The 24681-nt window shown below is 38.9% G+C and carries 23 protein-coding genes; 5 read left to right on the top strand and 18 right to left on the bottom strand.

Going from position 1 to position 24681, the window contains the following annotated elements; all coding sequences use genetic code 11:
• Window positions 1–274: 274 nt before the first annotated feature.
• Together AN619_RS02180 and AN619_RS02185 are read right to left on the bottom strand one after the other, a co-directional pair.
• On the bottom strand, window positions 275–1264 hold the full coding sequence (locus tag AN619_RS02180; protein WP_068554662.1) for a radical SAM family protein: 990 nt from the start codon (window positions 1262–1264) through the stop codon (window positions 275–277).
• Between the two features lie 45 nt (window positions 1265–1309).
• Entirely contained in the window at window positions 1310–2464 is a 1155-nt protein-coding gene (locus AN619_RS02185; protein WP_068554664.1) for a hypothetical protein, read from the bottom strand.
• 817 nt (window positions 2465–3281) lie between these two features.
• Here AN619_RS02185 and AN619_RS16640 point away from each other — a divergent pair.
• A complete protein-coding gene (locus AN619_RS16640; RefSeq protein ID WP_408645592.1) occupies window positions 3282–3782 on the top strand; it encodes a DUF6431 domain-containing protein in 501 nt (166 codons plus the stop codon).
• 288 nt (window positions 3783–4070) lie between these two features.
• Here AN619_RS16640 and AN619_RS02190 read toward each other — a convergent pair whose 3' ends face one another.
• From AN619_RS02190 to AN619_RS02225, 9 genes are all read right to left on the bottom strand, one after another.
• Window positions 4071–5747, bottom strand: a complete 1677-nt coding sequence (locus tag AN619_RS02190) for an ABC transporter ATP-binding protein (protein ID WP_068554666.1) — start codon at window positions 5745–5747, stop codon at window positions 4071–4073.
• A 202-nt stretch (window positions 5748–5949) separates the two neighbouring features.
• Window positions 5950–7251: a PAS domain-containing sensor histidine kinase gene (locus AN619_RS02195; RefSeq protein ID WP_068554668.1), complete on the bottom strand. Its 1302-nt coding sequence runs from the start codon at window positions 7249–7251 to the stop codon at window positions 5950–5952.
• 183 nt (window positions 7252–7434) lie between these two features.
• Window positions 7435–7560: a hypothetical protein gene (locus AN619_RS16440; RefSeq protein ID WP_278279816.1), complete on the bottom strand. Its 126-nt coding sequence runs from the start codon at window positions 7558–7560 to the stop codon at window positions 7435–7437.
• Between the two features lie 13 nt (window positions 7561–7573).
• A complete protein-coding gene (locus AN619_RS02200) occupies window positions 7574–8572 on the bottom strand; it encodes an ABC transporter permease (protein WP_068554670.1) in 999 nt (332 codons plus the stop codon).
• Between the two features lie 15 nt (window positions 8573–8587).
• Entirely contained in the window at window positions 8588–9643 is a 1056-nt protein-coding gene (locus AN619_RS02205; protein WP_068554672.1) for an ABC transporter permease, read from the bottom strand.
• A complete protein-coding gene (locus AN619_RS02210; protein ID WP_068554674.1) occupies window positions 9644–10498 on the bottom strand; it encodes an ABC transporter ATP-binding protein in 855 nt (284 codons plus the stop codon).
• Window position 10499: 1 nt separating this feature from the next.
• Complete coding sequence (locus AN619_RS02215; protein WP_068554676.1) at window positions 10500–11132, bottom strand: TetR/AcrR family transcriptional regulator; 633 nt, start codon at window positions 11130–11132, stop codon at window positions 10500–10502.
• 332 nt (window positions 11133–11464) lie between these two features.
• The gene (locus AN619_RS02220) at window positions 11465–13105 is read right to left on the bottom strand and encodes an S-layer homology domain-containing protein (RefSeq protein WP_068554678.1); all 1641 of its coding nucleotides are present in this window, start codon (window positions 13103–13105) and stop codon (window positions 11465–11467) included.
• A 146-nt stretch (window positions 13106–13251) separates the two neighbouring features.
• The gene (locus AN619_RS02225; RefSeq protein ID WP_068554680.1) at window positions 13252–13539 is read right to left on the bottom strand and encodes a hypothetical protein; all 288 of its coding nucleotides are present in this window, start codon (window positions 13537–13539) and stop codon (window positions 13252–13254) included.
• 218 nt (window positions 13540–13757) lie between these two features.
• On the opposite strand from AN619_RS02225, the gene AN619_RS02230 reads away from it, so the two are divergent.
• On the top strand, window positions 13758–14126 hold the full coding sequence (locus AN619_RS02230; protein WP_068554682.1) for a hypothetical protein: 369 nt from the start codon (window positions 13758–13760) through the stop codon (window positions 14124–14126).
• Here AN619_RS02230 and AN619_RS02235 read toward each other — a convergent pair.
• From AN619_RS02235 to AN619_RS02245, 4 genes are all read right to left on the bottom strand, one after another.
• Entirely contained in the window at window positions 14104–15057 is a 954-nt protein-coding gene (locus tag AN619_RS02235; RefSeq protein WP_068554684.1) for a M15 family metallopeptidase, read from the bottom strand. The genes AN619_RS02230 and AN619_RS02235 overlap by 23 nt on opposite strands.
• A gap of 271 nt (window positions 15058–15328) precedes the next feature.
• The gene (locus tag AN619_RS16445; RefSeq protein ID WP_278279819.1) at window positions 15329–15460 is read right to left on the bottom strand and encodes a hypothetical protein; all 132 of its coding nucleotides are present in this window, start codon (window positions 15458–15460) and stop codon (window positions 15329–15331) included.
• 12 nt (window positions 15461–15472) lie between these two features.
• The gene (locus AN619_RS02240) at window positions 15473–16513 is read right to left on the bottom strand and encodes a DUF7309 domain-containing protein (RefSeq protein ID WP_068554686.1); all 1041 of its coding nucleotides are present in this window, start codon (window positions 16511–16513) and stop codon (window positions 15473–15475) included.
• A 364-nt stretch (window positions 16514–16877) separates the two neighbouring features.
• Window positions 16878–17501: a DUF3298 and DUF4163 domain-containing protein gene (locus AN619_RS02245; RefSeq protein WP_068554688.1), complete on the bottom strand. Its 624-nt coding sequence runs from the start codon at window positions 17499–17501 to the stop codon at window positions 16878–16880.
• A gap of 238 nt (window positions 17502–17739) precedes the next feature.
• Here AN619_RS02245 and AN619_RS02250 point away from each other — a divergent pair, with 238 nt between their 5' ends.
• The gene (locus tag AN619_RS02250; protein WP_068554690.1) at window positions 17740–18765 is read left to right on the top strand and encodes a branched-chain amino acid aminotransferase; all 1026 of its coding nucleotides are present in this window, start codon (window positions 17740–17742) and stop codon (window positions 18763–18765) included.
• A 124-nt stretch (window positions 18766–18889) separates the two neighbouring features.
• Here the strand turns inward: AN619_RS02250 and AN619_RS02255 are convergent, their stop codons facing one another.
• Entirely contained in the window at window positions 18890–19867 is a 978-nt protein-coding gene (locus AN619_RS02255; RefSeq protein WP_330382007.1) for an MBL fold metallo-hydrolase, read from the bottom strand.
• 249 nt (window positions 19868–20116) lie between these two features.
• Window positions 20117–20362, bottom strand: a complete 246-nt coding sequence (locus AN619_RS02260; RefSeq protein ID WP_068554691.1) for an acylphosphatase — start codon at window positions 20360–20362, stop codon at window positions 20117–20119.
• Between the two features lie 276 nt (window positions 20363–20638).
• Between AN619_RS02260 and AN619_RS02265 the strand changes: the two genes are divergently transcribed.
• A complete protein-coding gene (locus tag AN619_RS02265; RefSeq protein ID WP_068554693.1) occupies window positions 20639–21715 on the top strand; it encodes a M24 family metallopeptidase in 1077 nt (358 codons plus the stop codon).
• Window positions 21716–21995: 280 nt separating this feature from the next.
• On the opposite strand, the gene htrA is transcribed toward AN619_RS02265, so the two are convergent.
• Window positions 21996–23381, bottom strand: coding sequence for a serine protease HtrA (gene htrA / locus AN619_RS02270; protein WP_068554695.1), 1386 nt, complete (start codon window positions 23379–23381; stop codon window positions 21996–21998).
• Between the two features lie 307 nt (window positions 23382–23688).
• Here htrA and AN619_RS02275 point away from each other — a divergent pair, with 307 nt between their 5' ends.
• Window positions 23689–24681 carry a 2-hydroxyacyl-CoA dehydratase family protein gene (locus AN619_RS02275; protein ID WP_068554697.1) on the top strand — a complete coding sequence of 331 codons (993 nt, stop codon included), beginning with the start codon at window positions 23689–23691 and terminating at the stop codon, window positions 24679–24681.

Genomic DNA, 24681 nt, shown 5'->3' on the forward strand with positions numbered 1-24681 from the left:
GTTCAAGAACCTCCCAACCGTTGATTTTAATGGGGTTTTGTCACTTCTATTATATCACAGAGAGGGGGCTTCTTGGACTTTTTTATTGCCCAAAACTATTGATTTTTCAATATTCATCGCACATCAACTTTGTGCGAAAGTTGATTTAAAACTTTAACCTATGAATTTACTAATACAATAATATCCGAAAATAGTGTCTCTACTTAACTATCTAAATCGACAATAAAATGCACCGTCTATATAAGTCAAGCCTTAAACAGTAAAGAAGAGTATCTTAATATCTTGTAAATCCAACGCAGTTATAACCGCTTTGATGCGCTTCAAAGTTATAATTAGTATCATTAATGTTAATACACACATCCTTACAGGTGCTTACTGTCATTCCCATATCACGAGCGATCAGTTTTAATTTTTTGAATTCTTTTTCTAAGTATGAAGAGTCTGCATAAAATCTTGTAACCGTCTTACCTCCAGGTAACCTCCACTCAATTGGTTTTATGTTATTAATGTCAAATAATTGCTTTAATCTTTGCTCATGTTTCGGCAACAGTTCACACATTCTATTTAGGCAATCAACGGATAACTTTAGCACTTGAACAGAGGCATGCTTAATTCCTGAATCTAAGTAGCGATTAAAAACTTTCTGTGCATATGTGTTATCTTCATCTATAGGTAAATATGGTGCAACAATACCAGTAACCCTAATGCCATTCTTTGAGCAGAATTCAGCAAATTCTAATCGTTTTGTCGAAGGTGGTGCTCCTGGCTCTAATACCGCCTCTACTTCTTCATCTGGAAGTCCTGAGGATATTATAATTTGATTCTTTTCTTTAGATTTTATTAGTAAGTCCTGAATTTCTTTAGGAGGCAATCCTGCTTTTGTAAGAATATAATACCTCACACTTTCTTCGTTTAAGATTTTCAATATACTTTCTGTCATTCCACTCTCTATTAGACATGGTGAAAAAGCATCTGTTTTTGGTGAAAAATTGAAAATGAGACTTTCTTTATTCTTATGATTAGTAATATATTCTTTCAAGTAGCTTGGATAATCTTTGTAGATCTTTACTGGTATATGTTCTTCTGTTTCATATTGTGAGTACATTGAACAATATCTGCAAAGAAAATCACAGCCGATTGCAGGGTTTAGCTCGTGTGCATTAAAACAACTTGATGTCTGCCTAAAATCAGTTATTTCTTCAGCCCCCTCTAATCCATAAACAAATTGATAATCAATACCCTTTGATGATTTTAAATTTTCCATAACGATACCTCCCTAATTAAAATTGTATTTGCATTCAATAACCCTTCATATAATGTTTTCTGAACTGTACTCAAGCACCTCTATCTCCTCTTTATACTGTTTCTGAAAGTGAATATCTGATGCTGGTAAATTTTTATTTTTCATTTTATATATTAGAGCTATTAAATTTAAATAAATTTGGTAACAACGATAATTTAATTTACTTTCCGTAGTTACTAATAAAGGAATCATCTTGCGCGTACTAGCCATTCTAAAACCAACTATGCCGCATTGAATTCTTATTGCTCCACCTGGAAAGGGTCTAAAAGTTAATTGTCCATCATCAGATCTTTGGACAAATCTTATTTCGTTACCTATTAAAGAGTTAAGTAATTCATCTGATTTTCTAACGCCGGCTTCGTATCTACCAAGTCTATCTCCAGCCTCTTCAAAGGTACAATCTCTTCCAAGAAATCTTATGATATTCAAATGCTCTTTTACTCCGAATTGTGCTTTCTTATGATATTTAACTTTTTCAAGGTTAGAGGACCAATTACAATGTTCTGATTCAACAAGTAAGTAAACAATACTATCCATATTAAGTAAACTTATAAGTGCTCTAAACTTTTCACAGTAAGACAACGTCTTATCAATCGGAATATCATTAACATAATTGGCTACTACATTATCGATAACAATAGTGAACTTTATAGCAGGGGGATAAAATGGCTTTATTTTGTTATACAGTTTTTTTATTTGGTAAAGAAGTAAGACCTCCCCAAGGTTAATATCAAAACTAATAGAAGGTTTATCTACACTTGTACTTGCATGGTAGCCCCCTCCCAAATCAAGATATAAAGGAATGGTTTCGTATTTAGATACATGCCTTGTAATTATTTCATTGATTCTCGGTATATGATGCTGTACATTTTTCGTTGATTGATAATTAAAATCTCTTGAAAGCAATATTTTAGCTATTTTATTTGCGACTGTATAATCTTTACAGATGATTTCTTTTTCGTTTGTTATATTTGCTTTTTTAACTATATTCTCCACTTCTTCATTTTCTTGATATAATATAAAGTTAAGTTTTTCTTCTAAGTAACCTACTATTTCTTCATAAATAAAAGAATCACCAATATTATCCTGATTTGTGTTATTATGTTCTACGCAGATTACCTCGTAAATACATCCCCTTGGATCATTGCAAATTTCATGCATGTATCCATCCCCCCTTGATTTATTTCATCTGCTCATATTTCTCTGATAAATTTTTTAGATTTGTTAGTGTTTTGTAAAACTATTCCAATAATATCAATATTTTGTTTGTTTGTCAATATGGGGATTTATATTTTTTACTTATGCATTTATTGGAATTTTTATTCTTTGAACTTACTTTTCTCACCTAACCCACATACAATTTGAATTCAGATGATATGTTAATATTATCTAATAGAAATCAATAATAAAGGTAGTACCAGAGAAGATGCAATTCTCTAGTACTACCCCTTAATTTACAAAGTATACAGTGTGTTTCCAAATCTTATATTTTCTTTAGAACATTACTTCTTGCTAAATATAAGTATTCCAGGATTAAAAAATCAGTTGTTTGTATGGGCTTAATTGGCACAGTGGAGCAGGAGCACACTCTCGGTAGCTAACTACACTCATTTGATATTTTTCTACAGGTCTCAAGTTACTCATTACATCATCGCTTCTAATGCAAAATTATCTTATATATGCTCCACCCTTTGTCGTTCTTGTCTCATTATTTTCAAATCCGATCTCCTTAGAACCTTTTAAAAATTCTTTAAGAGATTGCTTTGTTGTTAAACGTCAGAATAAATTCATTTGATTGACTACAAAAACAGCAGAATAAAATCTTAACTGTCAATACTTTAAACAAAAAGGAGAAGGGGAAAGCAGCCAAGCAAAACAATCTTTCCCCTAACAACAATATATTACTATGATAAGTATAGGCAATTTTCCTGAAAATATAACTAAAGGTTTGCTGTCAAGAGAAAAAAATATTCAACATATGTATGGATGCCCTTCCTGCGGTTATGAGGGTATGCTTCATCGTCATGGGCACTATGATAGAAATGTAGTGACCCTTTATCAGCATTTTGTCATAAGTATTCAGCGTTTTCAATGTCCTTCATGTAAAAAAACATATTCTCTTCTTCCTTCCATGCTTATTCCATATTTCGTTTATTCCTTTGATTTCGTTATTTTTTGTCTGTACTGCATATTTTCATTATCTGAAAAAGCAAGTGATGTCTGCAGATTCCTTGGTGATTGCAATAAGCAATGTTTCATAACAGCTTCTTTGCCTTCTTTGATTCTTTTTACTATGATTCTGATTTGTCAGTGTTTTCAGCAGATGAGGCTGCTGCTGTACTTCTTTCCAAAATACTGTGTTTTAACAGCCAGCGTTCCTTCCATTATGAATTTTTTAAAAGGATGCCAAAATATTTTCTCTCTTCATAGGTTATCCTATCTTTTCCGGGCATTTCTATGCCCATTTTCAGATTTTTGAGTAAGTTTTCGTGTTTTTGTAGGTTTTTTTATTTCATTTTCCAAAGATAATGCAATTTATTTGCCCCTGTTTTTGTTGTTTTCCATGTGCTTAATCTATCTTGGAGCATCCCACAGAGCTTTTTACTGTTAGAGTAGGTCTAGGCAGCGTTTTTTTTGTTCATGCTTTTAGTAATCTAATTTCATGAGGAGGTTTTTTTCTACTCATAGCTAAAGCTTTTTGGAATCCCCGATAGAACCGGGGGTTATCGTTACACAAAAAAACTCCTTGATTTCAAGGAGTTTAATGCTATATATAATTTACTGCATATCTTTCTTGGTTTTCTTCTACAATACCTTCATCGGTAAGAACCAAAATTCGATCGGCTCTCCTGATCGTTGCGAGACGGTGGGCAATCACCAGCGTTGTTCTGTTTTCGGAAAGCTCATGGAGAGATTCTTGAATGACCTTTTCCGTTTCGTTATCTAAAGCGGAAGTAGCTTCATCCAAGATAAGAATGGGGGGATTTTTCAGAAAGATTCTTGCAATGGAAATTCTTTGTTTTTGTCCTCCCGACAGTTTCACGCCCCTCTCTCCAATGTAGGTATCGTAACCATTTTCCAAAGACATAATAAACTCATGGGCATTGGCCTTTTTGGCCGCTTCTATAATTTCCTCATCGGTGGCGCCGATTTTCCCATAGGCTATATTTTCCTTTACCGTACCGGAAAAAAGAAATACATCCTGTTGAACAATGCCGATATTTTCCCGAAGGGATTTCTGGGTGATTTTCCTGATATCTATATCATCAATCTCAATCCTCCCCTGGTCTACTTCATAAAATCTTGGAATTAGACTGCACAGGGTTGTCTTTCCTCCTCCCGAAGGCCCCACCAAGGCCACGGTTTCCCCAGGATGAATTTTCAAACTGATATTTTCCAATACCTTTGCCTTATTGTTATAACTAAAGGTCACCTGGTCAAATACGATTTTCCCGTGTACTCTCCCGATGGCCTTTGCATCGGGATCATCCACAATATCCGGTTCCAGGTCCATGAGTTCTACAAAGCGGTGAAATCCGGCCATCCCCTTCTGGTAGTTTTCCACAAAGGCCGTAATCCTTCGAATAGGCTGCAAAAACATGGAAATATAGAGTAGAAAACCTACCAACTCTCCTATGGTAAGCTGATCATAGTAGTAAAAAATGCCTCCAAAAATCACTACTACCAGATGAATCAGGTTAGAAAAAAAATTAATGCCTGAAAAAAACTGTCCCATCACTTGAAATGCATTTTCCCTGGATTTTCTGAAATTGGCATTTCCCTCTTCAAACTTTTCCTTTTCATACCACTCATTGGTAAAGGATTTCACCACCCTTACCCCAGAAATACTATCCTCTACCCGGGCATTGATATCCGCTACCTTTAGCCGCATATCCCGGAAGGATTTCTGCATTTCTTTGTTTTTGCTGATGGCAAACCACAACATTAGGGGAACCACGGAAAAAACAATCAGCGCCAAAGGCCAATGGATCGTCAGCAAGATTATAAAAGAACCCAATAGAGTAACGGTTGCAATAAACAGGTCTTCCGGTCCATGATGGGCAAGTTCCGAAATTTCGTTTAAATCATTGACCAATCGAGACATGATATGCCCCGTTTTGGTATTGTCAAAATAGGTAAAAGACAGCTTATGGATATGATCAAACAGGTCTTTTCTCATATCATATTCCATTCTGACTCCTAAAACGTGCCCGTAATAATCCACGATATAATTGAGCAGGGCCCTGGCGATATACAAGAGAAACAGCCCCAAACCTGCCCATAGGATCACCTTAAGATTCTTTTGGGGCAGCAAATCATCCACCATTTGTCTCACAACGATGGGAAAAACTAAATCCATTCCAGCCATCAAAAATGCACAACCAAAATCCAGAAAAAACAAAGGCAAATGCCCACGATAGTATTTTGAAAATCTCTTTAGCATAGTCAATCTCCTCTTCAAAAACATACTTCGTTCATCTAAATATTATACCACATTGTTCTATTCAGCAGCTTACTTCTTTCCATCAAGCATGGGTATCTTTTTTCTGCGTTTGCAGACATGTCCTTGCCATTTGCCTTCCTGTTTTTTCTATTACTTTATCCGATAGACTATACAAAATCTGTTTCATCATTCTCCCTTCCCATCATGCATAGATATCTGAAAACTCTATTCGGACTCGTTCTACCATACTCTGCCCCGTGCTGTTCTCTTTTTCTGCCATGATTTCATCCTCTTGGAGAATTCGCACCGGAAATTGCATAATAAATTCACTTCCCCTATTTTCTTCACTCTTCACAAAAATAGTTCCTCCCTGCATCTCCACTAAGGATTTTACAATAGACAATCCAATACCGCTTCCTTCATGATTTCTTGTAAGAGATTTATCCACTTGCCTGAATCTCTCAAAGATAATCTTTTGTTTATCCGTCGGTATCCCAATCCCCGTATCCTTTACAGAGATTTGAACCGTCTCCCCTTGATCCTCAATGTTGACCTGAATACTGCCACAGGTCCTTGTGAATTTGACAGCATTGGAAAGAAGATTCAGCATAATTCTCTCCATGCTGTCAGGGTCGCAAGCCATGATCTTTTCTTCCACATCTGTATCAAAGATTAGGCTGATTCCCTTATTTTCTATGTATTCCGCCACAGACAAAGTAATATTTTCTATAATATTTACGATATTATGATTTTCCATGCGGATTTGAAAATAGCCGGAGTCGATTTTAGTAATATCAATTAAGTTATTGATCAAACGCAATAGCCTGTTTCCATTTTGTTTCATCATATAAAGATACTTGTAATATTTTTCCCTGTTTGCTTCATCCACACAGCTTTCCGGCATCAGATATAAAAGCTGCAGGCTAGCCAGAATCACATTCAACGGCGTCCTCAATTCATGGGATATATTAGAAAAAAACTCCATTTTGACGATATCATATTCCAAAGCTTCACTTAACAGTTTTGTGTTTTCCTCTACAGTTTTCTGCAGGAATTCTGCTTGCTTGCGCTCAGTAATATCCCTTGCAAAGGTCAAAAACATATTCTTGCCCTTATAAGGAAACAGCGTAGTCGTTACTTCCACATTCGCTTCACTGCCATCCATCCTTATAAATTTCCTTTCTTTTAGAGGAGTAAAACCTCCCTTCTCCCGAGCCAAATGTAGTTTTTTTCTTACATCTTCTTTATCCATCGGATGGATCCCATCCAACACAGGTTTTCCGATAAGCTCCTCCGCCGATTTTGCACCCAAAAGCTCTATCCCGGCAACATTTACAAACTCCACCCTGTTTCCATCATGAATAAAAATCCCTATAGGCGAAAGCTCCACCACCCTTCGATATCTCTCCTCACTTTCTCGGAGTGCTTCCTCCACATATTTTAATTTCTTAATATCCTGTGCATAGACTAAAAAATCTCTTATCTGCTTCATTACCTTTATCATGAAAACTTTAAACCCCCCCTATATTTACCTTTTTCATTTGCAATGCTGTAATACTTCTTTATTCGATATCTCCAAACACTTTCCTCCTGATCCTACGTCCATATGTTATGTTTTGTTGCAAACTCCTATTTTTCCTTTCAAAAACAGGAAAACTCCTCCAGATAAATCCAGAGGAGTTTTCCATTAGATATCTTCTTTTTCTTCTTCTTTTTGTTTCCTATTCGCCTGCCACTTCTTCAGTATTTTCAGTTTGATCGGTGCAGCGATCACTGCAAGCACAATCAGTAGAATCCACCATTTCCATTCCATTTCCTTTCCCTCCTTATACAAATCCTTTTTTCATTCTTCCCCTGAACAGTAAAAACATGATGCAAGTCAGCCCTAAAATCCACGCAGCATACACTCCTATTTGGCCCCAGGTAAGGGAATTCTTCATAATTCCGTCAAATCCCAGGAAAGACCAGTAGGTAGGAATCCAATATACAAAAACTTGTTTGTCCGGCGGCAGCATCAAAGCGCCGATCACCGATGCCCCCAAGGGCAGCAGCAGTATCTTCATATTTGCAATGCCCGCAATTTGGTTGCTGCTCATGGCCCCTATCAAAAATCCTGTGATAACAGTAATAGACGAGCTGACAAGGGTCATGACAAAAATCATCCCTTTGTTTATATACCATATATCTAAAATCCACAAAATCAAATATACCATAGCCAAAGGAAGAAGCATGCCGATGATGCTCTTTCCTATAATAAATTCAAACCGACGCATGGGTGTCACATTCAAAGCGTTCAACGTATGTCCATCCTTCTCTTCAATCATATTGAAGCCTATCACCGCCCCTGCCAGTATCAGCACAGTTAAAATCAGTGTTGCTGCTCCTATTCTGGCTACAGGAGAGCGGGTATAGCCGAGATCACGCACAGAAAAATCGACGTCAATATTTTGAGGACTGATCATATCCCGTATAATCTTTTGAGGAATTACCTTGGTATCATGGGCTTCATTGCCTTCAAGGATAATTTGAAAATTCCCTGATCCATCCTTTGTAATACCCGCAATATCATCGGCTCCCCTTACTCTTTTTTCCAATTCCGCCCTATCTCTATAAATTTCAACACTTCCATACTGTTCCAACCTTCCAATAACATCGCTTCCGATCCTCCCATCCACGGCAAACTGCAATGCTGCAGAATTGGCACTGGGTACAAAAAATCTAAAGATCAGGGCGAGGATAATCGGTGCCACCATCATATAAAGCAAGATAAATTCCCTGAAACTACTGGACAAATCTCGGCGGAATATGGCCCATATTCTTCTCATTTTCCCTCACACCTCCTAATCCCTTCGAATGCTGAAACGATAGGCAGCCACTGCCCCCATATATCCAAGAATGCTAAAAATAGCTAAACCGAGCAGAGTAGTATATACAATCCCTGTACTTCCAGTAGGAAACAATATTTCCCTTGCTGCAAAAAGTAGGGGATAGGTGGGAATCATTTTTACAAAGGTTGGTGCAAAACTTGGAAAATAATAGGACATAAAAGGCAATGACAACAGAATGGCAATGACTATAATCCATACACTGGCCTGGGAGATATTATCAAAGAAACTGGCAATGAGTAAGCCCAATATAGCTGCGGCAATACTTCCCAAAGCAACAAACAGCAAAGTCCAAAAATAACTTACGGAAGGACCCAAGGTAGGAACAACCAGCACCACTGCTGAAATGCATCCCATGAGCAGCATCAGGGTGATCTTAGATGCCAAGTACTCGAGAATTGTTCCCGGTGATACCAGATAAGCCCGAAGGGTTCCCTCATCCTTTTCCATAAAAATCAATGCCGCAATTAAGAAAAATCCTAGGAGAATCGACTCCATCACAATAAATATGGGGATCATCGTATGGCGGAAAGGTATTTTTTCGATCTCCTTTTCTTGATTTAAAAATATTGTTTTTACTTCCATACTTCCCTGCAATTTATTTCGAAGATCATCCTTCATCGATAATATCAGGGCATTTGTAACCTTCTCATTCTCATGGCCCTGCAAAATAAATGTGATATGGGGCTTCTTGTTCATCTCCCTGATTACCATACCTAAACTGTTAAAATTCTTTTCCATGCCAGATTCAATTTCTTCAATGGAACCTACTCCATAGACATTGCTATGCTTTCTTTTTGTTTCTTCCAGCATTTGATCAATAATGGGTTTCATTTCCCCATCATACTCCATCAGATAATACACTGACGGTTTTAAAGAAAGTTCCTCCGGTATCAAAAAATTTGTCAACCCTACAAAGAGCAGGGCTACCCCTACGACAACCACAAAGAAATAGTTTCTAAAGGCTGTTAAAATATCTTTTATCACCAATCCAACGTATCTTTGAAGCATTTACTTTAACCCCCTCCCCGTTACCTTGATAAAGATCTCCTCCAGGGTCGCTTCTTGGGAATGCATGGTTTCAATATTCCCTTCATCGATTAGTCGATTTAACCGTTTTCTGTCCTTTTCTTCCACCATGGATAAATATTCTTTTTTCACCATGCCTCCCTCTTTATATTCTACCAGCACCATCCTTTCCCCGTATTTCAGCTTCAGATTCCTTGGAGAATCGATAAGTTCAATTTTGCCATCATTGATAAAGGCAACCCGATCACAAAGTTCGTCGGCAATATGCATGTTGTGGGTAGTTAAAAAAATCGTGGCGCCTTCCTTCCTCTTTTGCCATATGATTTCTTTAATCTGGCTGGCCGTATTGGGATCCAGACCTGAAGTAGGTTCATCCAAAAACCACATCTTCGGTGCATTCAACATGGACCTTGCAAAGACCAATCGCTGCATCATTCCCTTGGAATACCCTCCGGCCCGTTTGTTGGCCGCCTGCTCTAATCCCACCATCCTCAAAAGCTTCATAGGATCCTCCGTGGGTACACTGAACATTTTGCGGTAAAACTCCAAATTTTCTAATCCTGTCAACTTTTTATAGATATTGGGTTGCTCAAAGGATACGCCGATAATATTAAACAACTGCTCCGTGGGCTTTCTGATGTCTATATCAGCAATCCGCACCTCCCCTCTTTGCAGAGGAAGAAGACCGATCAATATCTTTTGGGTAGTAGACTTCCCTGCTCCGCTGGGTCCCAGAAAACCAAATATCTCCCCCTTCTCAATCTCAAAGTGAATGTCCTGCACTGCGTAACGGTTATCATTGGTATAAGAATGATACAGATTTTTTACCGTCAACATGCTATTCCCCCTCCTTTTTTGCTTTAATGCCATTTTCAATTACATAAAGCATTTTGTCTACGACATCCATCATCTCCATCAGGTCATCTTTTTTCTTTTCTTTTAAAAAATATTCCGATATGGAGAGATTCATGGACATCACCAGCACAGCCACCAATTCCACATCAATCTTAGGGTCTATTTCTCCTTTTTGAATTCCCCTGATCAGCAAGCCTTGAAATAGCTGCTGCCCTTTATATTTTGAATCTCCTAATATTTCTTCCATCAACTTTCGATCATTATCTTTCATAAACCGGTCTGCAATGGCAGAAAGTTTAGGATGTTCTTTTGCAAACCGAATTCCTGTAATATAAAGTTCCCGTATCATCTGAAAAAAGTTTAAGGTTTCTAAATCCTTCAAGATATGGCCCAGATATTCCAGCTTCTTTTCACCGCTTTTTTCAATAATATATTTAAACAAATCTTTTTTATCCTCAAAATATTGATAAAAACTTCCTTTTGCTATTTCTGCCTCTTCTACAATCCGATTAATGCTGGCCTGATGATAGGAATATTGGACAAACTCATCAATGGCTACCTGTAAAATTTTTTCCCTTTTCTCCTCCGGCAAATTAAAAAAAGTACTCTTTGGCATTTTCTTCCTCCTATTCCCTCAAATATGACCGTACAGTCATATTCCCTTTTTAAAAATATGACTTCTTGGTCATATGACTCTTTAGTCATATTGTACGCCCATTTCCTTTCTTTGTCAATCCCTTATCTTGATATTTTTCTTGTTCCTTATAAATTTATTTATACTCCACCTTCCCACATCTTCTTTCTGAAACAGCGGCATCGCTGCCGTTCCTTCTTTTTACCTCTTTGATAGGAAAATCCTTCTATATCGGTTATTTTGCTGCAGGACAAAAACATTTTATACCTAATAAGCAGCAAACCCACCGATATTTTTATCGGTGGGTTGGTTATTTATTCCCTACTGGATTTTTCTTCTGCATTGGGTTGTTTGCCTATATAATTTGCTATGCGGTTTATCAAGGATGCCATCTGGGCCCTTGTAATGGCCTCTTTGGGACGAAAAGTCCCATCGGGATACCCGCTGAAGATATGATTTTGCGTCATTTTCATAATAAAACCATAGGACCAGCTGTTCTCTGGTACATCCGGAAACCTTCCTGCATCCCATGGGGACAAGTTTAATTCCGGGATGATTTTATCCAGCATGGCAGCCATTTGTTCCCTTGTCACCGGTTCATCAGGAGCAAATCTTCCGTTTCCTATGCCTTGGATCAGGCCGTATTGCTTGGCTGTTTCGATATCCTTCTTGGCCCAGTGATGATCCGGTACATCAAGGAAGCTTCCACCATTTTCTGTCTGCTGCAGCCCCAAAGCCCTCACGAAAGTTGATGCCGCTTGGGCCCTTGTCAAAGACCTATTGGGTGAGAAAAGCGTGCTGGACACTCCCCTCATCCAGCCCTTATTCTCCACTGCCAAGATATCCTCTTGAGCCCAATGTCCCTGTATATCTGAAAAATATTTTCCATTCAGCCATAGGCTGTAGTAGTGCCACGTATTCTCCGGCTCTTGCCCCAAACTCCAGCTTCCCGTACCTTTCAGATTATATTTTTGTACAAGTCTGAGCTTCGCCTTGATGGATGCCTCATTTTCATACCATATGGTATAAGTCCCCGGAGCAAGTTCTCTGCCTGAGACATAAACTTTTGGATCTTCTGGCTTTACAGTAATTCTTGCCACAGGAGATTGAACCGTTTCATGGAAGGTTATCTGTCCGTTATATTTTTCCACAAGGCTTTCCACCATATTTAAACTGATTCCATATCCTCCATAGGTTTCTCCGTCTTTCCAATATCTGCCGAAAAACGGGATGCCCAATACAATTTTCTCCCTAGGTACTCTTTCCAAGGCATATTGGATGGATTTCTCCACAAAGTTTATGCTGGCAACAGGTCCTGCAGGTCCACCGGCATAACTTTCATCATAAGCCATTACCATCAAATAATCACTATATTTTGCCAACTCTCCATAGTCATAGGCTGCCTGCCACCCCTTGGTAAAACCTCTTGGATTTGCTGCCACAGCAACAGAAACCGATTTGTTGGAGGGCAGCTTTTCCCTCAATATCTTTACAAATTCCGTGTAAGCCTCCCGATCGGCTTCCGTTACATTTTCAATATCTACATTTACACCATCCAGATCATACCGGCTAATTGCTTCTGCAATATCTGCCGCCAAGGTTTCCCGATTGTGCAAAGCCAACCTTCCTGCTTCACGGTTCCAATGGTTGCTCAAAAATGGAATTACCTTGATTCCCCTTTGATGCATTTCTTTCACAAAATAAGGATCAACCGCAGGAGTAAGTTTCAGATTCCCGCCTTCATCAATATCAAAATAGCTGGGAGATACTTCTTGGAGAGAATTTCTTGTTCTATCTACATGGACTTTATATGTAGACTTGTTTCCAAAATATAGATAGGACATATTCAATTTGTTTGATTTTGCATCGGCAGCCATAGGCATCATGATTGAAAAAGCAATTGTACAACTAACGCCAAGGGCTATTATTTTTCCTAAAACTTTCTTACGCTTCATTTGTACATTCCCCCTGTATATACCTTAATATATACACAGGGCAAAAATCAATTTGTAAATTATGTAAACCTTGGCTGCCAACAATAAGGTTTTGCAGCCCTTTTAGGCAAATTTCTTAAATTTCCAGGTTATACAAGACAAAAACTTTATTCTCTATCTTTCATTCTAGGTCTTATAACATCTATCAGCACACCGGAGGCCATTCCCGATAAAAATCCTGCCATCAGCATGGCCCCCAGTATCACCCTGGCTATATCCTCAAACCCCTGATAGGAAACGGCCTTGGCCAAATAAAACTGGTATGTTCCCAAAACCAGAGAAATCAGGGCAGGAACATACTTTATATATCTATTGCGAAAGAGCCGATGAAGAAGATAAGTAAGGCCAGAAAAGATTAATAAAATCACAACCAGAACAGCAAGAAATCTGGGCACTGCTCATCATTCCTTTCCTATGGTTTTTCTATTCTATATATTTTTCTTAATGCATCCCTTTATATTTCCCCATGCCTTGACGAAATATAATATAGGGTATGATTTTCCAGCGGATTTGGAGCCTATCCGCAAAAATCTAATGATACACAGTCTGGAAAAACAATTCTTTGAATATATTGTATAAAACAACCTATTTTAAAAGATACGAGGTGGGGAAAATGTCATACAAGGAAAATGAATATTACGATCGAAGGAAAGGCCCCGACATATGGGTGAAACTGGTTCGATGGCTTGGATTCATAGCCTGGGGAATCATGTTTTTCATTATCACCATTACCGACAGAGCTAAACCCCAAGCAGAAACCTTTTTTGAGAGACTGTTTAAAGTACAGATTCGCCAGACTTGGGATTTCGGATTGATCCGCTATGCCTTCTATTTGATGATCACCCTGTGTATTCTTTGTGTCATCGGCCTTATCATCAATTCCAGACGACACCGGCGAAAAACAGACAGGTATAATTTTTCCCTTATCCTAATGATGGGACTGGGCATCATCGGTATCATCATGTACTTGGTGAATTTTTAAAAACGTCTTCAATATACCGTATATAGCCTTTTACACGATCATCCATATTTTCCAATCCGTTATGCCAAGGTTTGTTCAGAACAGGCTGATCTGAAAAATGCTTGGCCTTCAAGATGATCTCCGGACGATATTCAAAATGTAAAATATCAAAATGGCCCCATTTTCCGCCCCAGATGAAATAGTGCTTCTCAAAAATACGGACAATTTCCCGGGGATAGGCATCCAGCCTTTTCTGTCCTTCCTTACGCGGCACCCATTTCCAATAGTCCCGATCGTTCCGATTCAAGTCAATGGCCACGCCAAAGGCATGGGGGCTTAATTGATTGGTTCCGGCAATAACACGATAATGAAATGTACCGTTTACTGGAAATACAAAAGGATAAATTTCCGGTTGCTTTTCTGCCAAAGAAGTGATTTCCTTCATGGCAGCTTGCAGGGCCTCCGATGCGCCATTGTTGCGGTTAAATGGGTACCGCCTATTCCCTATACTTACATTTGTCAGATTTGACTGCACCTGTTCCTTCGTCCTCCCGTAAACCTCTTGGAACAAAGCATATACCCTGGCACGTCCCGGGTCGAAATTCTCATCCATGAGATCTTTGATATCGGAAAGGGGATAAATCTGCTCCATCATATCTTGTAAGTCCGGGTTCCCCAATTTTTCCCCCGGACCCTTTGCCTTTTGATCATCGTAAAGAATGCGTTTCCCCGATTTCATAACAACATGCACCAACCCGTCGCCACCCCGTTCTATACCGTCAATATGCTCAGGATAGGCCATCATCAGACACAAAAGATCCCGCTTCATCGTTATATCATAAACCGCAGCTCGGGAATCCTCAGAGGCCTTATTCTGGAGAGACTCTTTTTCTACACACCCTGTAAGAAAGAATACACAGAAAAACATCAGAGATACTGTTATTTTCTTCATTGTTTCCTTCATCCCTTCATTGTTCGTATCTGTTGTCATCACTGTTATAGATTTACAACTTCAAAATTGAATTTACTTGAAAAAGTTATATTTTTTGAATAGCAGTTCGTCGCCAGTTACCAGTCATCAGTCACCAGTACTGGCAGCTGACAGCTGGTAGCTGGCAACAAAACATTTGCTGCATAAAAAGCTTATCTTCATAAAAACATCAATCAAACTTTCGCGTTGTATGCCTATAGTATTCTCTTTTTTCACAAGAATCCTGCATTGTTTATGGTTTTTCTGCATCCTTCCCGTATTCCTTTCCGCTGGCTGCCTTCGGTTTTTCCTTTGGATCGAATGCATGCATCTTCATATGGAAAATGTGGCAGATTGCCCCTTCTGCCACATCATTCTCTTCCATTCTTCAATCCAATCAGTCAAAGATATCTTTCCTATTTGGGAAACCATGTTGAAAAAAATCATACATATCATATTTGATCTCAGGCATCATATGCAATTCTTCAGCAAGAAAAGACTTGACTCCCAGCTTGTTCAATATATCTTCCAAGGTCTTATGCATATCCTTCTTATCAAATACAACCTCCGAAGGAACCATCCCGACATTTTCAACTACTTCTACAAAATACTCCTGGAACTCCTGGAGGCAAAAATCCTTTTTGGCCAAGTGCATTCCCAAGATTTGTCCTATTTGTCCATCGACCACCACCATGACCATGGGATAATAGGGCCTTTCTTCATCTGCTATAGGTGAAGGCGAATAAAATCTGTCTATCTCCCAAACGGTATCCACCTTCCTTACTTTCTTTTTTAAATTGCGCAGTCTGATTTCATCCTTCCATGCAGGAATCTTGAAGCTTTCCTTTTTTGGATGCAATGGTACCACATCATACCCCCATTTTTGATCATCTTTCCATTTTCTAATCCTGCATTTTCCATCTTCTTTGGGAATCACCAAACCCTTATCCTGTTTTGCGTCCAAGGCAAATTCATATGCTTGCTCTAATATGACAGTAATAAATTTTAGTTCCTCATCATTTAGAAACCAAGGAAAATAGCCTGACTCATATTTTCTAAACATGGGCCATTGTTTTTTTCCTCTAAACTTTACACCGGATTTTTTGATTAATTCATAATCTTCTTTTTCAATATCCTCTCGATCTTCAAACGTGATCAATAGGCTATTTTGCATATGCATCGCTTCCGGATCATACACATATTCCCCTGATAAGCCATAAAAATAGCTATTTAATCCTACATCCCCCACATAAACCGCTATGCCGATACATTCGCCCAGGCTGCCCATCACACAACAATATGCAATTTTTTTCGTATCCGGTTCTTCAATAGCAAGAATATCCTCGTCCTCCAACCAACTCCAGCTCTTTAATTCATTAAATCTGGCTGCCGCCGTAAAAAGCCGGTGCAATTTCTCTACGCTTAATTTTGTTTTCATCCTTTGCTCAGCCCCTTCCCTTCAGAAACCTAGATAAAATATAAGCAAATAAAGCTCCACTTCAGCAAGAGCAATATATACTGATAAAAAACATAGTTATCCTTTTTATAAGCATATATTCTATAGTAGTATTTTGTAAAGCCTTTCTTCAAAAAATTACTATCATTGGTATCAGGACATTTGAATACAAACATAGTATGTATATATTATTTTGCCATATCCTAAGACATTCCATGTGTAATGCTGTTTCAAAGATTGCAAACAAAAATGCATCAAGGGCATCTTTATACCCTTGGTGCATTTTTTATAGCTTGTTTTTATTGCATTATATTTGTCTGTAAGTTCGAGACAAAGGATTTTGTATTCATGAGTTGATAGCCATTTTATCCAGAGGACTATTTTCCCTGATGATATCCTGTATCTTATACACACAAATCGGGAAGAAGGGAAAACCGAATACATAGGGGGTAATGTCGTACAGTTGAAAATATATAACCAAACATTTATCAGCTATATAATAATCCTGGTCAGGTGCAATCCCTTGGAAATCGTCCAAAACAGGTATATCCCTTTCCTTGATCTGTATTCGAATCATATCGGATAAAACTTTTACATAATCGCTTCCCGGTTTAAATAACTCGTTCAACTCATAGTTTTTTCCGCTTTGGACATCAAAGGTCAGAGATTTAATCACTGTCAACCCATGGGCAGCCATATAGGTATAGGCATAATTGCCAATACTTAAACTTAACACACCCCTTTCATTGGTTTTTATCTCATACCATCCTTGAATTGTTGTCCGGGGCTCTCGATAATATCCTTGGTCAACAATTACTTTATGGACCAAAGCCAATATTTGATAATTTATCCTGTGCTGCACTGCCTGATTTGCCATGCCCACCACAACGGGATAAGCAATATCCAGGTCTTGATTGGGCGTAACAATCTTCCGCGTTATAATTTGAACGGGATTTTGTATAAAGCTCATATGCCACCATCCTTATCCTAAAACTGTGATTACTATATCTTATTCAGCGGCATGGAAAATGGTTATGACAATTTATTTGATTAATGAATATTTTGTTGTTTTCAAATTCTCTATTGCCCTTTGGCCATTTTTCCATAGAAAGGGCATCTAGGTATGCTATAATGGTATTGAGGAAAATATTTGTACCATCTTCTATGAAGTAAAAATTTAAAACTTTATATGTTGGGGGGAAAATGAAATGGGCAAAGCTGTAAATGTGGATTGGAGCAAGTTAGGTTTTGGCTATATGAAGACGGATTTTCGCTATGTTTCCATGTGGAAGGACGGCCAATGGGATGAAGGAAAGCTGGTGGAAGATAATCGACTTACCCTCAGTGAGGCTTCAACGGCTCTCCATTACGGACAGCAGTGTTTTGAAGGACTGAAGGCCTATCGCAGAAAAGACGGACAAATTCAGCTCTTTAGACCCGATCAGAATGCAAAGCGGATGAACAGTAGTTGCAGACGCATCCTAATGCCAGAAATACCAGAAGAAAAGTTTGTTGATGCATGTATCCAAGTCGTAAAGGCAAATGAAGACTATGTGCCACCCTACGGTACAGGTGCCACCCTTTATTTAAGGCCCTTTATGATCGGTGTGGGAGATAATCTTGGAGTAAAACCGGCCCCGGAATATCTCTTCTGTGTGTTTTGTGTCCCTGTAGGACCTTACTTCAAAGGAGGTCTGGCCCCTGTCAACTTTACCGTTGCCGAATATGACCGGGCAGCACCCTATGGAACGGGAGCCGCAAAGGTCGGAGGAAACTACGCCGGCAGTCTTCTTCCCCATGAATTGGCTGTGAAAAAAGGGTTTGCCGACTGTATTTACCTGGATCCTGCGACCCACAGGAAGATAGAAGAGGTAGGTGCAGCCAATTTTTTCGGAATTACAAGGGACGACAAATTTGTGACACCGAAATCTCCATCTATTCTCCCCAGCATCACCAAATATTCATTAATGCACATTGCAAAGGAATATCTGGGAATGGAAGTGGAAGAAAGGGATGTTTTCATCGACCGGCTAGACGAATTTAAAGAAGCCGGGGCCTGTGGCACAGCCGCCGTCATTACACCCATTGGGGGTATAGAATACAAAGGAAATCTGCATATCTTTTATAGCGAAACAGAAGTAGGCCCTGTGACCAGAAAACTGTATGATACCCTTTGCGGAATTCAGTTTGGAGATGTAGAAGCCCCAGAAGGATGGACAGTAAAAGTCAAATAAAAGCTCAAAGCTTGCCACGACAAATGGCAAGCTTTTTTAAAAATAAGACATTTCATCCTGATCATGCTCCTATTTTTGTTGGCAATACTGTTCTAGCAGTTTGGATATTCCGACCCTTTGTATGTCATTTATTGTTTTTTCGTCGATAGTATAAGACCCCTTTGTCATTGATTCTTTCAACCTTATTTAAAAATACCAGATGTTCCAGATGGGACATGGCTTCTCCCGCAGCAAACCATTTTTGGGGATTTGGAAAGTCTTCCCACCGTTCATATTTTAAATCCCAATGCATATGGGCAGCCGTATCTCGAACTGTTTTTTGGCCGCTTTCCAATATTTCCATGATCTCCTCCAGACGCTTTTCATGATGGTCGTAAAGCTCACAAATCCGTCTTCTATGGTCCCGAATGATATTTCTATGGGCCGTAAAAAGATAGTCTATATCATACCCATAGACCTTTTTTAGGCTGTTCAAATAAACAGATAATATATCCTGATCAAACCCCCAAAAGGCGATATTGGGTGTTATTTTATCCAAGATATGGTCTCCGCAAAAAAATAGTTTATGCCTCCTTTCATACAGTCCGATATGTCCAGGTGTATGTCCGGGAATATCTATTACTTCGAAAGCATAGTTTCCCACATCGATGACATCTCCTTCTTTCAGTGGAATAAATGGAACGGGTTCCTTGGGGCAATACCGGTATCCCGGGTGGTCATCAAGGGAAATATGGTCCTTTTCCAAATCAAACATCCTTTTATATTCCTCAAACTTTTGCCAATATTCTTTTTGCGTCATCCTATTGATCATGGGCCCATCTATTTCTCCTACATATACATTCACGCCTTCTTTGCTCAAATCGGCAGCGAGACCCGAATGGTCCGAATGGAGATGGGTAATCAGCAAATCTGTCTTGCCAAGGTCTATATTCATTTTTTGGATGCCCTCCATAAATGAGTCCTTACACCCTTTCGTATGAAAGCCCGTATCAATAATCAGATTCCTATCCTTCGACAAAATCATATAGCTATTGACTGCTTTTAAAGGATTATTGGGCAGCAAGATTTCATGTTTATACATATGGGGATAAATTTCCGTCATCATCCTTCTCTCCTTTGCATGAAATGTACTATAATTCATTCCGCGAGTTCTTTTTCCTGATCCTTCATATCTTCTCATGGTGCATATCCCAAAGAATACCATTGATTGCACTGAAAATCAAGCAGGCTAGAGAAAATAAAAATAGCCCAAACTAGAAAAGCCTGCCATACATCACAGCAGGCTTTTTCAATGAGCCCTTTTCTCCCAATCAAAAAGGATATGCATTCAATTCCTGAGCTAAAACTCCCATTATAGAATTTTTCTCAACTTTTCAACCTCAAACTGTCTTATCGTTTTTATGTTTCCCTCATCCACACATAAAATATCTACCCTGTGATCCTTTGCATTCATCACTTTTCCCTTAATCTTTGTTCCAATGACATTTACCGGCGACTTTTTGGCAAGCTCTTTGATATTCTGTGACTGACAATAACTGCATACCCCATTAAAACCAGCGATTCTCCTGCAATCCATGCAATAATAAAGATTTTTCATGCAGATACCCCCATTTTTGGTAAATTAAGATGACGAGTAGATCTAAAATCCAAGGATCATGACCTTAATATTTATATTATAGAAAATTTCAAAAATTCCTTCTAATTTGAAAACTTTTTTGAACATCTTTTCTCAGTGCATCTGCCTCATCCCATGAACCAACAAATAAATAAAGGAGAAATCCCATATATATAGAAAAAGAAAAATATCATCTGTGTTTTGGCAATGGGAAGAACATAAAAAACAGATAAAATTTAGACCTAAGGAGTGAAAGTTATGGAAAAAATCAGATTGGAAAAGGTTTTGAAAGAAATGGATAAGGAAAATATTCCTCAAATGATCATTTCAGATCCGGCAGCCATATTTTATCTTACAGGCAAATGGATTCATCCTGGTGAAAGAATGTTGGTTCTTTATCTAAATATCAAGGGAAACCACAAGCTTTTCATTAACAAACTTTTCCCCATACAGGAAGACTTGGGAATTGAGAAAATCTGGTTTCAAGATACAGACCAACCTGTAAAAATTCTTTCAGAGCACATAGAGAAAGAAACAATCATAGGAATCGATAAAAATTGGCCTGCAAGATTTTTGATAGAATTCATGGAGCAAAGACCCGGCAGCTCCTTCATAAACGGTTCCTATATCCTTGATAAAATTCGAGCGGTAAAAGACGAAAGGGAAATAGAATACATGCGTGAGGCTTCACAAATCAATGATCTTGCCATGGAAAAAATAATAAGCCTAATTTCCCATCAGTATACCGAAAAAAATATAGAACAACAACTGATGAATATCTATGAGGAATTGGGGGCAGAAGGGCCTTCCTTTGCGCCAATCATTGCCTATGGTGCCAATGGTGCAACACCCCACCATGAACCGGGTCATACTCGCCTTACGGAAGGTGACAGCATCATCATCGATATCGGCTGCAAAAAATCCTCCTACTGCGCTGATATGACAAGAACCGTATTTTACAAATCCGTATCTCCAAAAGCCCAGGAAATATACCATATTGTAAAGGAAGCCAATCAGAAGGCCATCGCTGCAGTAAGACCGGGAGTAAGATTCTGCGATATTGATGCCGCAGCGAGAAAACATATTGAAGGAATGGGGTATGGCCAATTCTTTACCCACAGGACAGGACACGCCATCGGCATAGAAGTTCACGATTTTGGCGATGTTTCCTCCACAAATACCGATACAATAGTACCGGGGATGATTTTTTCCATTGAACCGGGCATTTATATTCCGGGAGAATTTGGCGTAAGAATTGAAGATTTAGTCCTTGTAACGGAGAGGGGTTGTGAAGTGCTGAATCATTTTGATAAGGAATTAATCGTCATCGACTGATTTGCAACTGGGCCAATAAAGATAAAATTGTTAAAAACAATATTTCCTTCTACTACTTCCGTTGAAAGATTGAAAGGAATACTTTGTTGAAACCCATGACGAAAATTATATCTTATCTACAATTTATGAAATTCTATAATTTCCTACTTCATATAAAAAAACTGGGAAAGCTCCTCCCAGTCCCAATATATTCATAATAGCTGCAGAAGAACCCATGAGTTCTTCCGCAGTGAATTTTCACTTGATTTCTCCTTTGTTCATGGGAAGTGCATGCAAATTTTCATCTCCTGGTTTCTGCAATCAGCGTTGTTTCCAGAGTCACCAACTGGCCATTTCGTACCACCTCTATTTTGATTTTATCCCCCGGTCGGTATTTGTAAAGGATTCTGGCCAGTCTTGTCATAGAAGGAACTTTCTCCCCATTGATCGCCGTAATCACATCCCCGGCTTGCATTCCCGCCTTGGATGCAGGTCCGTTGGGCACCACTTGATAAACCAGCACTCCTTCTTTTGCTCCTAGGATGCTTCCATAATTTCTAGCATACTGTTGGGCATTGACACCTTTCATGCCCAGGTAAACCTTTGTAAATTCACCCTTTGCAATAAACTCATCCACAATGGGTTTTGCAATATTGATAGGGATGGCAAATCCTAAGCCTTCTCCCGATCGGATTTTTGCCGTATTGATCCCAATGACTTCTCCTTTTCCATTGAGAAGGGGTCCTCCACTATTTCCAGGATTGATGGACGCATCCGTTTGTATTAATCCTTCAATGCTATGGAAATCACTAACGGGAATACTCCTTTCAAGTCCGCTGATGATTCCCGCTGTTACCGTTCTCTCAAAGGCTAATCCCAAGGGATTTCCAATAGCGATAGCTGTTTCCCCTACCACAATCCGATCAGAGTTGCCTAAGGTCGCCACAGGCAGATTCTGTCCATCCACCTTCAATACGGCTAAATCCAGTGTAGGATCGCACCATAAAACCTCTGCCTTCATATCCTTTCCATCATGGAGCAATATCGTCACTTCATGGGTCCTCCCGTCATTCACTACATGGGAGTTGGTAAGGATATACCCTCTGCTGTCTACAATCACCCCGGTTCCCACACTCCTGCCTTTTCTCAAACCAAAGAACCTATCTTCCTCCACCGTTACCGTCGTAACTCCTACCACAGAAGGCATTGCCTTCTTGACTACGGCCGGTATCCCGTCCAAATGCTCTTCCTTGGCAATCATCACAATCTGTGATTGCAGGTCTGTATCCGCTCCCTGAAGGTAACGGACAGCCCCTATGCCATCATCCTTCGACGCCATATAGGCTCCTATCCAGCCCCCTATCATTGCGGCAGCAGGAATGGCAAGCAGAATGATAAAAAGTACTGTTTTCTTCATCATGTAGTAGGCAGTTTTTGGCTCAGCCATAAAATTTGGACTGCCTGACTGACAGATCGCCTGATCTTCAGCAATTTTTTCTAATTCGCCAACCCTTCTTTTTTGAGCTTCGTCTCGATTTTCATGATGTTTGCATCTGTCCATCGATCTCCCCTCTTTCTGTGGATTGTTTTTGAAATTTTTTATCCTTCCCATCAATCCCGGAACAAAGGCCAGGTTTTCCTCATCCTTATTATACCATGAAATTCCTTGATCTCTACCCTCAATCATGAACCATCCATTCACAGTGCTATCAATTAAGAAAATTTTTTCAATAGAAACCTTATATCAACGCCTAGGAAAAATAAGAACTGTGGACCTGTTTCCCTGCTCTATGATGACTATATTTTCAATCAAAATTTTCTTTCATATTGTATTTATTTTTGCTATAATGATAAAAAAATGAATAAGACAGTTCGAAACCATCCTGTCTCAAAACAAAACTATGGGCCGGGTGCTGGCTGAAGCACAAGGGGCGCAATATGCCCTTTTTTTGTTATGAGGACGGATATGTCCCTTTTTTTATTGGAGGTGAAAGATGAAAGTGATAGGCATAACAACAACAGTTCCCATTGAAGTTTTAGTTGCCGCTGGATATAGGGTTATCGATTTAAATAATTTATTTATCACTTCAAAAGATTGTTCCAAATATATAGATATCGCAGAAAAGGATGGTTTCCCAAAGAGCATGTGTGCATGGATCAAAGGAATATATGGAGCATGTATGGAAAATAACATCAAAGAAGTCGTTGGTGTTGTAGAAGGCGATTGCTCCAATACCAAGTCTTTACTGGAGGTTTTCAAATCATTGGGAGTGAAAATATATCCCTTTGTTTACCCTGTAAATCACAAATTTGAAGATGTAAAAAAATGTATAGATGTATTTTTGAAAACCTTCCATGTCTCTCTTGAAGATGCTGAAAAAGTGAGACAAAAACTGAATAAAGGCAGATACTTCGGCCGGAAAATTGATGCCCTGACAGTTCAAGGGAAAGCAACGGGCTTTGAAAACCATCTTTATCAAGTATCCTTCAGCGACTTTAACGGAAATGTTGATGAATTTATCTCTGTTTTAGGCGAAAAGGTACTAGCCATTGAAAAAAGAAAGCCGGAGATGAAACGAATCAAACTGGCATACATTGGTGTCCCCCCCATGACAGGAGATTTATATGATTTTGTTGAAAGATGCGGTGCAAGGGTTATTTACAATGAAGTTCAAAGGGAATTTGCTTTCCCAAGATTTGATACTGCAAAGGATTTATATGAACAGTATTACGATTATACCTATCCATATAATTTAGAATTTCGGCTGCAGGAAATCAAAAAGCAAATAAAAGAAAGGGAAATCGATGGAGTCATTCATTATACACAAGCCTTTTGTTATCGGGCCATTGACGATATAGTGATCAAAAAACAGCTCAACATTCCCCTATTGACGATAGAGGGTGACAAGGCGAACATCCTGGATGCGAGAACAAAAATAAGAATTGAAGCATTTTTGGATATGCTATCCGATGCAAAGGAGGATTGA

The sequence above is a fragment of the Thermotalea metallivorans genome (assembly GCF_001562415.1).
Classification (GTDB): Bacteria; Bacillota; Clostridia; order Peptostreptococcales; family Thermotaleaceae; genus Thermotalea; species Thermotalea metallivorans.